Below are 2,669 nucleotides of genomic sequence, written 5' to 3'. Positions count from 1 at the left end.
GGCAGCGGCCATGGCTGTCCTCCCACTGTTCGGTGGTCATTTCATTGCCATCGGGGGCGAGCCAGGTCACGTCTTTCACGCCGATGTCTTCGTTGTAGTCGCCCACCAGGAAGCGCCCACGCCGCAGGATCGGGTACGCCAGGCGGAGTTTGATCAGGCGTTTGACGAACTTGAGCAGCGACTTGCCGTCATCGTCCAAGTCCCAGTTGACCCATCCGATCTCGCTGTCCTGGCAATACGCGTTGTTGTTGCCATGTTGGGTGCGGGCGAACTCATCACCGGCGACGATCATCGGTGTGCCTTGGGCCAGCAGCAGGGTGGCGAAGAAGTTGCGCATCTGGCGCAGGCGCAGCGCGTTGATTTCCGGGTCGTCGGTGGGGCCTTCGACGCCGTGGTTCCAGGACAGGTTGTTGTTGCTGCCGTCCTGGTTGTTCTCGTCGTTGTCTTCGTTGTGCTTGTCGTTGTACGACACCAGGTCATGCAAGGTGAAGCCGTCATGGGCGGTGATGAAGTTCACCGAGCTGTAGGGGCGACGGCCACGATGGTTGAACATCTCACCGGAGGCTGTCATGCGCCCGGCGAAGTCCGCAAGCTGGCCGTCGTCGCCTTTCCAGAACGCGCGCACGGTGTCGCGGAAACGGTCGTTCCATTCGACCCAGCCCGGTGGGAAATTACCTACCTGATAGCCACCGGGGCCGCAGTCCCACGGCTCGGCGATCAGTTTGAGCTGACGCAGTACCGGGTCCTGGCGGCAGGCCACGAGGAAGCTGTGGCGCTCGTCGAAACCGTCGCGGTAACGGCCAAGAATCGTCGCAAGGTCAAAGCGGAAGCCGTCGACGTGCATCTCGTTGGCCCAATAACGCAATGAGTCGGTAACCATTTGCAGCACGCACGGGTGACTCAGGTCCAGGGTGTTGCCGGTGCCGGAATCATTGATATAGAAACGCTTGTCGTCAGGCATCAGCCGGTAGTAGGAGGCGTTATCGATGCCGCGCATGGACAGCGTCGGGCCACGCTCGTTGCCTTCGGCGGTGTGGTTGTAGACCACGTCGAGGATCACTTCCAGCTTCTGCTCGTGCAGGTGCGCGACCATCTCCTTGAACTCGGCGATCTTGCCACTGGCCAGGTAGCGCGGGTCGGGGGCGAAGAACGCGATGCTGTTGTAGCCCCAATAGTTGGTCATGCCTTTTTCCAGCAGGTGCTGGTCATTGACGAAGGCATGTACCGGCAGCAGCTCTACCGAAGAAATCCCCAACTGGCGAATGTGCTTGAGCACATCGTCTTCCATCAGCCCGGCGCAGGTGCCGCGCACGGATTCGCCCACAGAAGGGTGACGCATGCTGATGCCGCGCAGGTGGGTTTCATAGATGATCGTGCGGTCCCACGGCACTCGCACCGGCTGGTCATTGCCCCAGGTGTGCGCGGGGTCGATGACCTTGCACTTGGGCACGAACGGCGCGCTGTCGCGCTCGTCGAAGCTGAGGTCGTCGTCGGGATGGCCGATGGTGTAGCCAAACAGCGCTTCGGACCATTTGAGTTCGCCCACCAGCTGCTTGGCATAGGGGTCGATCAGCAATTTATTGTGGTTGAAGCGATGACCGTTGGCCGGGTCGTACGCACCGTAGACGCGATAGCCGTAAATCAGCCCAGGATGGGCGTCGGGCAAGTAACCGTGGAAAATTTCATCGGTGTATTCCGGCAGCTCGATGCGCTCCAGTTCCACTTCGCCCGAGTCATCGAACAGGCAGAGTTCGACTTTGGTGGCATTGGCCGAAAACAGCGCAAAGTTGACACCCAGGCCATCCCAGGTCGCGCCGAGTGGGAAGGGCAAACCTTCACGAATCCGCGACGGCTCATGGTCCGGCGTCGCTTGGCTTTTGTCGGGTTTGCTCATTGAAGTTGCTCCTGCAGGGTCTTTTTCGGGCCGAACGCCGCCGTGCCGACGAACATTCAGCTGACAATCAGTGTGATGAAATAACCTCCCGCCAACGCGTCGACAGGAGGTTGATGGGATTAAGGCTTGGGCTTTTTCGGCGCCGCCGGCTTCTTCGCCGCTGGCGGTGTCGGCTTGCCGGCAACGGCGGCCGCCGGCTTGGCCTTGGCAGGCGGTTTGGGGGCGGCCTTGGGCTTGGCGCCCGCCTTGGGCTTGCTCGGCGTCAGCGCTTCGGCTTCGGCCAGCTTGCGCGCCATCTCCCAGTGGCGTGCGTCTTCCCCATGGGGTTTACCTTCAGACTCCCAGATCTGATGCGCCAGTTCGCGTATGCGTTTGTCTTCAGTACTCATCACAATGCTCCTCACAGAAAATTTTCAGCTTTCTTGATCATCAGGATTGATAAAGACATTGACCGGGAAATCCCCCAGGGCAGTGCTGATCAACAGCTCCTTGTCTGGTGTGACTGCGCCTGTATGAAAAAGTCCCTTCCAGTTTTGAGTTGGTGCGGCGAACGGTAATTTCAGTCGGGTATCGCCCCAAACCTGCGCATTGATCTGGGGAATCACACCGTTTTCCAGCAGGTCATGCGGCCAGCGTGGCACCACCACCAACAAGCGTTTGCCCTGGTGTTCGCGGCAGAATGCGACCACCCGCCCGGCGTGTTGGCCGACCACTTCCAGCGGCGTGTAAGTGCCGCTGCGAAACAGCTCAGGCTGCGCTTGCGCAAGGCCAGCAC

General features: G+C 60.3%; 2 protein-coding genes and 1 pseudogene. All 3 read right to left on the bottom strand.

The annotated features are described in order from the left end of the window. The coding region (gene glgX, locus IQK56_RS28470; RefSeq protein ID WP_193901911.1) for a glycogen debranching protein GlgX at positions 1 to 1,894 on the bottom strand (1,894 nt) is incomplete at its 3' end. Positions 1,895 to 2,013: 119 nt separating this feature from the next. Beyond that, positions 2,014 to 2,283 carry a DUF2934 domain-containing protein gene (locus IQK56_RS28465; RefSeq protein WP_122305047.1) on the bottom strand — a complete coding sequence of 90 codons (270 nt, stop codon included), beginning with the start codon at positions 2,281 to 2,283 and terminating at the stop codon, positions 2,014 to 2,016. Positions 2,284 to 2,307: 24 nt separating this feature from the next. Then, positions 2,308 to 2,669: pseudogene (locus IQK56_RS28460) on the bottom strand (malto-oligosyltrehalose synthase); the annotation flags it as partial.

Origin of the sequence: Pseudomonas cyclaminis, from assembly GCF_015163715.1 — a bacterium.
Classification (GTDB): domain Bacteria; phylum Pseudomonadota; class Gammaproteobacteria; order Pseudomonadales; family Pseudomonadaceae; genus Aquipseudomonas; species Aquipseudomonas cyclaminis.
The sequence above is the reverse complement of the archived record's forward strand: the minus strand, read 5'-3'. Positions and strand labels throughout refer to the sequence as shown.

Bases quoted from the DNA above. Each gene is read 5' to 3' on its own strand.
- IQK56_RS28465 (WP_122305047.1), bottom strand. From the start codon at position 2,283: ATGAGTACTGAAGACAAACGCATACGCGAACTGGCGCATCAGATCTGG.